General features: G+C 62.8%; 9 protein-coding genes. All 9 read left to right on the top strand.

Features of this window, described 5'->3' with window-relative positions:
* Positions 1-981: hypothetical protein (locus P9L99_14230; GenBank protein ID MDP8224514.1), on the top strand; the 981-nt coding region annotated here is incomplete at its 5' end.
* Between the two features lie 15 nt (positions 982-996).
* A complete protein-coding gene (locus P9L99_14225; GenBank protein MDP8224513.1) occupies positions 997-1899 on the top strand; it encodes a Mu-like prophage major head subunit gpT family protein in 903 nt (300 codons plus the stop codon).
* Between the two features lie 76 nt (positions 1900-1975).
* Complete coding sequence (locus P9L99_14220) at positions 1976-2419, top strand: DUF1320 family protein (GenBank protein ID MDP8224512.1); 444 nt, start codon at positions 1976-1978, stop codon at positions 2417-2419.
* Positions 2419-2913 carry a phage virion morphogenesis protein gene (locus P9L99_14215; protein ID MDP8224511.1) on the top strand — a complete coding sequence of 165 codons (495 nt, stop codon included), beginning with the start codon at positions 2419-2421 and terminating at the stop codon, positions 2911-2913. The genes P9L99_14220 and P9L99_14215 overlap by 1 nt, the downstream gene beginning before the upstream one ends.
* Positions 2910-3551, top strand: coding sequence for a hypothetical protein (locus P9L99_14210; protein MDP8224510.1), 642 nt, complete (start codon positions 2910-2912; stop codon positions 3549-3551). The genes P9L99_14215 and P9L99_14210 overlap by 4 nt, the downstream gene beginning before the upstream one ends.
* A 15-nt stretch (positions 3552-3566) precedes the next feature.
* Positions 3567-3893, top strand: a complete 327-nt coding sequence (locus P9L99_14205; protein MDP8224509.1) for a hypothetical protein — start codon at positions 3567-3569, stop codon at positions 3891-3893.
* Positions 3880-5352 carry a hypothetical protein gene (locus P9L99_14200; protein ID MDP8224508.1) on the top strand — a complete coding sequence of 491 codons (1473 nt, stop codon included), beginning with the start codon at positions 3880-3882 and terminating at the stop codon, positions 5350-5352. The genes P9L99_14205 and P9L99_14200 overlap by 14 nt, the downstream gene beginning before the upstream one ends.
* A gap of 12 nt (positions 5353-5364) precedes the next feature.
* Positions 5365-5742 (top strand): hypothetical protein, encoded by a 378-nt coding sequence (locus P9L99_14195; GenBank protein ID MDP8224507.1) that lies wholly within the window; start codon positions 5365-5367, stop codon positions 5740-5742.
* A 10-nt stretch (positions 5743-5752) separates the two neighbouring features.
* On the top strand, positions 5753-6289 hold the full coding sequence (locus tag P9L99_14190) for a hypothetical protein (GenBank protein ID MDP8224506.1): 537 nt from the start codon (positions 5753-5755) through the stop codon (positions 6287-6289).
* Positions 6290-6299 lie beyond the last annotated feature (10 nt).

Here is a 6299-nt window from a genome sequence, read left to right as displayed (position 1 = left end):
TACGACGAAACCACCAGTGACGACCTTCAGTGCACCGCGGCCAGCGCGGCGAGCGATTTCAACATTCTCGTCGGTAGCTTGACCGTCGGCAACGGCACGCCGGGCCAGACCATTGACGGCGAGGACGTCTACATCGAGGGCCTCGTTGAGATCGACGGCGTGATCTATTCCGACGGCGGCGCAATCGTCGGCGACGACGTGGCGGTGGCCTGGGGCGCCGGCAGCGATTGGAGCTGCCTTTACGACGAGACCACCAGCGACGACTTTCAGTGCACCGCGGCCAGCGCGGCGAGCGACTTCAATATTCTCGTCGGCAGCTTGACGGTCGGCAACGGCACGCCGGATCAAACGATCGACGGCGAGGACGCCTACATCGAGGGCCTCGTCGAGATCGATGGCGAACTGTACGCCGACGCCGGCGTGACCACGACCGACATCGTCGATGCGGGATCCGACATTGCTTTCACAACCAACAGCAATACTCAAAAGACACTGGTCGCCCCGTTCGGCTACATCAGCGCAACGGAGGTGCTGACTGCGCCGCCGTTCAGCGGGTTCACGGCGACCGGGTTGCCCGCCGGCGCCGCGCATACGGGCGCGGCGGAAGGCTACGTCGCCATCGACGACGCGGCCGACGTGTTCCTGTTCGGCCTGACGGTTCCGGAACTGGCCACGGTCGGCGCCGCCGCTGACTTAATCATCGAATTCGACGCGATCGAAGATACGGACGAGGAATGCAATCTTGATATCCGCGTCTTCGAATATGGGAACACCACGCCCATCGTCACGGATACGTTGACGATGGCGAACGCCGCCGCGCGCGGCTGGGTAACCCTCGACACGCTGGCGACGGGAATCGGCGCGCTCGTAAGCGTCGGCGAGTTCCTGCTCATCGAAGTGACCATAAACGCGGACACGGACGACGTGAAAATCTACGGCGCTCGGGTCACCTACAGCAGCGGCGTTGAAAACGACGCGTAAAGGAAGGAGGACAATATGCTGCTCAATGCTGTGACTTATAGGGCGACCGAACGCACGTTGCGCGCCGCGTATATGAAGGCGTTGCAGGAACTGCCGACGGAGCACCTGGCGTTCTTCGAAGACATTCCTGTTACGACCGACACGATCACCTACAAGATGATCGTGCGAAAATCGAAGGTGACCGAATGGATCGGCGACCGCACGAAGCAGAACCTGGAGGCGTTCATTCTGACGCGTCGCCTGAGGTTGTGGGACGACTCGGTTGCGGTGGACATGGGCGACATTCTGTTCGACCGCCTCGGCCAGGTTGCCGCGGCGATGGCGGATTTGGCCGACGACTACGTCGAGCACCAGTTCGACGCGCTGTGCTCGCTCTTGGCTGACGGCCACGGGTCGGAAGCGGCGTACCTTGGCTACGACGAAACGTCGTTCTTCTCCGCGGCTCACCCCATCGACACCGGTATTGTCAGCGGGGGCACGCAGCAGAACTACTGGAGCGACCTCGATTTGTCGGCTACCAACATCGTCACCGTGCGCGCCGCGATGCGGGCGTACAAGGGCGAAAACGGCCACTCCATGCGGGTCCATCCCGACACGTTGTGGATCACGCCGGATTTGGAAGGCACGGCCGAAAACATCATCGACAAGAACCCGCTTGCCGGCGGCGAGGGCAATGTTCTGTACAAGAAGTTCAAGATCGTCGTGCTCGACATTGACGGCGCCACCACTCTGTGGGGGCTCGCCGACCTGTCGAAGCGGATGAAACCGTTCGGGTTTCCGCACACGAAACAAACGGTCCCGCGTTGGCTCGTCAAGCCGGGCGAAGAACACGCCGAAGGCCTGTTCGGGTTCGACTTCTACGCGACCGACATGCCGTTGTGGTGGCACCTGTTATCCAAGTGCGTCCACACCGCCTGATCGACGTTCTAATCGGGGGCCTGCGCTCGCGGGCCCCTTCTAGAGCGCCGGAAACGCGCAGAGAGGACGAACGAACATGGCCAGCCTAACGAGCGACGAATTCCGCGAACGCTGCGTCGCGGCCGATCTGGACGCGACGCTCGGCGATTTAGACGACGACGACCAGGACACCTGGATCGAACAGGCAATCGCGAGCGCCGACGCCGATTTGGAAGGGTACGCCGCCGGCCGCTACCCGACGCCGCTGACCGCGACGGAGCAGGTCAAAGGCCTGGCGCATCAACTCGCGTGGTTCACGCTTTGCCGTCGCAAAAACTGGAACTACGGCGAGCAGGAGCGGGAAGACGAGAAGCAATTGCGGCGCAAGCTGGAACGAATCAGCGAGCGCAAATTCATCCTCACCGGGCAGGGGGCGAACAAAACCGCCGACGAGATGACGAGCATCCGTGAGACCGACCCGTCGGCCCGCACCACCGGCCGAGCCCGCAAACTTACGCGCGACACGATGGAGGGCATGTAGTGGCCGACGACGGTTTCCGCTGGACACACAACGACCTCGCGTTGGAACTCACCGCGATGCGCCGGCGTTTGAATGATCCCTCCGACGCCCTCGCCGCGATCGGCGAAATCATGATCGCGTCGGTGCAAAAAACCGTCGAGATGGGCGGGCGGCCGGATAAATATCAGCCGTTGTCGTTAGCCACATTGATCGCCCGCGCCGGCGGCACCAGCCGCGCGGGTACGAAAAAGGGCCGCAAAAAAATGGCCGGCGCGCAGCCGCTGCTCGATTCCGGCCGGCTGATTATGCAGTCGCTCACCGCCCACGTCGGCAACTGGGAAGTCGCCTGGGGCAGCAACATCGTCTACGCGGCAATTCAACAGTTCGGCGGCATGGCGGGCCGCGGCCGCAAGGTCCGGATACCCGCCCGCCCATACATCCAAGAGCCCTTCGCCGAGGACTGGGAAGAAATTGAAGAGGTCCTCGTCGAGTGGGCATTCGGAGGCGCGCAGTGACGACCAACCGCACGAACATTCTGCTCAACGCCATCATCGGCGAACTGGCGATCGCGCCCGTGGCCGACGACGTCGAGCACGTGATCGTCGCGGATGAGGGCTTTGCCGACGCCCTGCGTATGCGCGGCAAATATGACCTGCCGCTGCTCGCCGTCGCGTACGGCGGCGCGCCCAGCGCCGGGCCGATGGGCACCGGCCGCGAAGAGCACGAGGCGGCGGTGCAATACATCGTGTTTATTGCCACGCGCAATCGGGCGGGAATCGATTCGACCCTCGTCGATTTGTACGACTTGAAAGACGCCGTGATCGACGCCCTGGCCGGCAAGCGCCCGGTCCAGCGCACCCGCGCCGGCGACGCCGAACTCGACGACGACGAAAACGAAGTCGAGCTCGCCGCGCCGCTGCTCTATGCCGGCGACAAAATCGTCGGGCTCAATAAAGAAATCGAAGACAAAGGGGTGCGCTGCTGGGCGGTGCAATTCGTGACCGAGCAGGCGTTCGTGCCGGGCCGCACCGAATTGACCGACCCGGATGTAATCGAGGCGATCGAGGGAACGTTCGATAGGCGGCCGGGCGAAGACCCGGAAACGCCGGAGGCAGACAAAGACGAATTCGAGTTGGAATTCGGCGACGAATAACGAAAGGAAGCAATCATGGGCAAGAAGAAAGTAAACGAAAAGAAGAGGCCGTTCGCGCCGAAGGTCGGCGTGAAGTGCCTAGTGAAACCGCAGCGCAATCGGGAAGACAAGCCCGTGCCGCTCATTCCGTACCCGCCGCGTCAGCATGGCCCCGGCGGCACGCGCTACCTGCCCAAAGACCAATTCACCCGCGTGCGATTGGACGAATACCTGCTCGAGATCTTCCAGCAGGGCAACCTCGAGGTGATGCCTGACGGCGCGTCGGAAGCCCCGCCCGCCGAAGCCGCGCCGGCCGAAGCGCCGACCGAACCCGAGAAGGAGATGAACGATGGCGACGTTTGATCCGCAATTCGACGACTTGGCCGCGACCAAGCGGCCAATAAATCGCTCCACCGTGAACGAATCGATGGCAGCCACCACCGGGGCCGGCCGCAAAAAGGTCCTTGTGCTGTTGCCGCTGGAGGTAGCGGGCAGCAAAACCGACGCCGACCTGGTTGAGGGCCTCACCGCCGATTTGGTGCTGTCCTATTTTGGCCGAGTCGCGCTGCAGATGATGGCCAACCCGCAAGGCCGAGGCCTGTTCTACGAAAACCCGACGTGTGACCTCGACGCCATTGCCGTCGCCGAAGCCGACGCCGGTACCGCCGCGACCTACACCATCACGTTCGAGACCACGGCAATCGCCGACGGCTCGGCGCGCGTCTGGCTCGGCGACTATTACGTCGACTTCTCGATCCTCGACGAAGACACCGCCGACGAAATCGCGACCGCCTGCGCCGCCGCGATTACTGCCGACAGCTATGCACCGTTTACGGCGGCCGCGGTCGAGGCAGTCGTAACCGTCACGTACGCATTCAAGGGCGCGATGGGCAACGACTGCACGCCGGAAGTGGTAATGCCCGACGTCTCCACGACGGCGACTGTGGCCGCCGGCGTGACGGGCGCGACCGACCCGACGATCGACTCGACGTACACCGATTTGTACAAAATGACCGACTACGATTTGATCCTCGTGCCCTGGCTGGCGACCGACGACGACGTGGAGCACATGGAGACCGTCGCGACGTTCATGGCCAACGGCGAGCAGGGCCGCGGCGCGCTGCACGTGGGTTGCATTCGCGACACGTATTCGAACTTCATCACGTGGACGGCGGCGCGCAACCGCAAAGACTTTGCCGTCCTCTTCCAGCTCAGTTCCCTGCCGTGGCTTACGCCGCCGCATAATCGCGCGGCGTACGAAGTCGGCGTCGTTTCGGCCGAGCAAAATCCGAGCGTGCCGTTCCAAGACGAGCTGCGCAGCCGCGTGAAGCTCGGCGCGGCCTGGGCCCGACCGACCACTTACGACACCACGATCGAGAACGTGCTGGCGCACGGCGGGTCGATCGACGACCTGGACGGTAGCAGCGGCGACGTGAAGATAGAGCGCCTGATCAGCACAAAGACGAAGCTGGTCAGCGGGGTCGAGTCGGACGCGTATGAATCCGTACACATCTTCTTCGTCGAAAAGTTCATTCGCCAGGCGGTCCTCGACCATTTGGATACGATCTACGACAGCCGGGCCAAAAAGAAGATGGTCGACGGAAAACTCGGCGATGTGAAGGGGCAGATCGTCAGCGTGCTGAGCCTGTACGCTAACCCGCCGTACGAGTATCTGTCGGCGTCGACGCTGGCCGAAAACCTCGGGAGCATCGTCGTGCAGAAAGACCCGCTGAATCGAAAGCGAATTCAAATCGGGATCCCGAATCCGATCATCGACGAAAGCCTCGGCGTCGACGTCGAGTTTTTCAAAATCAACCCGTAAAGGAGGTGCGGCATGGCCGCGTTTGTAATCGGCACGAAAGCGAAAGCGTTTCTCGACGGCCTCGAAATCATCAGTGGGGCGATCAAGCTCAGCACCAAAGGCGCCGCGGCGGACAAAACCACGTTCCAAGGCGTGATGGGCGGCCCCGCCATCGCCACGCACGAGGTCACAATCAACACACCCGTGTTTGCCGCCTCGCCGCTCGACGTGTTGGCGCTCGCGCAAAAGCTGACTAGCGTGACCGGCATTCTCACCATCGTCGACGTCGTCAACGGCACCACGCGCACCATGAACGTGATGGTCAGCGACAAGGACGAGTCGTTCGATCCGGAGAAGGCGGCTGAGCAAGACTGGACGCTGAAGGTCTTCGGCGAACCGCTCGTCGCTTAAGGAGGGCGCCATGTCTGACGGAATTGTGCTCGCCACCCCCGGCGACCTTACGCGTGGTGGCGTCTTGGAAATCGGCGTGGAATTCGCCGGCGCCCAGCAGCGCGAATTTATTGTCGGCCCGCTCACGGTCGACGTCGTCGGCATGGCCGACGCCACCATGCCCGACTGGATCGACTACGACCTAATCACCCGCGTTTGGGTCCAGGGTCTTGACGACAAAGCGCGCGCGAAGCAGGGCATCAAAGGAACGGATTGGCCCGAGCTGACGCGGGGCGACGCGAGACGCGGCGAAGCGATGGCCGCCGCCCGGTACAACCACCAGGTTAAGTTTCGCATAACCCGTCTTGGCGGCATCCCGCGCCCGAATATTCCCGACGCCGTCGGAAAGCTTCTGCCCAGCGACTTTTCCATCATTACGACGCTCGCCGAAGAGGTCGACGCCGCGGAGCAAACGTTTCGTGAAGAAAACGCGATTGACCTGGGAAGAGGGCCTGGCCGTGGGCCTGGCGGGGATCCCGCCGGACCCCACGACACGCTTGATCTGTAACCTGGCGAGG

The organism is Candidatus Lernaella stagnicola, from assembly GCA_030765525.1.
In the GTDB taxonomy this organism is placed as follows: domain Bacteria; phylum Lernaellota; class Lernaellaia; order Lernaellales; family Lernaellaceae; genus Lernaella; species Lernaella stagnicola.
Note: the sequence above shows the minus strand (reverse complement) of the source record. Positions and strands in the feature narration are given on the sequence as shown.

What these genes read in the sequence shown, in the direction of transcription:
- P9L99_14190 (MDP8224506.1), top strand. Translation starts at nt 5,753, where the DNA reads ATGTCTGACGGAATTGTGCTCGCCACCCCCGGCGACCTTACGCGTGGT.
- P9L99_14195 (MDP8224507.1), top strand. Translation starts at nt 5,365, where the DNA reads ATGGCCGCGTTTGTAATCGGCACGAAAGCGAAAGCGTTTCTCGACGGC.
- P9L99_14200 (MDP8224508.1), top strand. Translation starts at nt 3,880, where the DNA reads ATGGCGACGTTTGATCCGCAATTCGACGACTTGGCCGCGACCAAGCGG.
- P9L99_14205 (MDP8224509.1), top strand. Translation starts at nt 3,567, where the DNA reads ATGGGCAAGAAGAAAGTAAACGAAAAGAAGAGGCCGTTCGCGCCGAAG.
- P9L99_14220 (MDP8224512.1), top strand. Translation starts at nt 1,976, where the DNA reads ATGGCCAGCCTAACGAGCGACGAATTCCGCGAACGCTGCGTCGCGGCC.
- P9L99_14225 (MDP8224513.1), top strand. Translation starts at nt 997, where the DNA reads ATGCTGCTCAATGCTGTGACTTATAGGGCGACCGAACGCACGTTGCGC.